1 protein-coding gene is annotated in these 328 nt (G+C 46.3%); it reads left to right on the forward strand.

Annotation, left to right across the window (positions count from 1 at the left end):
* Window positions 1–328: SIS domain-containing protein (locus AB4585_RS24220; RefSeq protein WP_372171302.1), on the forward strand; the 328-nt coding region annotated here is incomplete at both ends.

The raw sequence follows: 328 nt of genomic DNA on the forward strand, positions 1-328 counted from the left end.
CACTTCATGCAAAAAGAGATCTTCGAGCAACCTACAGCGCTAATTAGCACTATGGAAGGCCGTATCTCTGCAGATTCAGTCATCACTAACGCTATCGGCGTTAAAGCAGAAGAAATCCTTAGCAAGGTAGAACACGTTCAGATCATTGCTTGTGGTACTTCATACAACTCAGGCATGGCTGCTCGTTACTGGTTCGAATCTATCGCTGGTGTAAGCTGTGACGTAGAAATCGCATCTGAGTTCCGTTACCGCAAATTCGTAACTCGTCCAAACAGCCTACTTGTGACTCTTTCTCAATCAGGTGAAACGGCCGATACGCTAGCTGCAC

It is taken from the genome of Vibrio sp. 10N.222.49.C9 (assembly GCF_041474985.1).
GTDB lineage: Bacteria > Pseudomonadota > Gammaproteobacteria > Enterobacterales > Vibrionaceae > Vibrio > Vibrio crassostreae_C.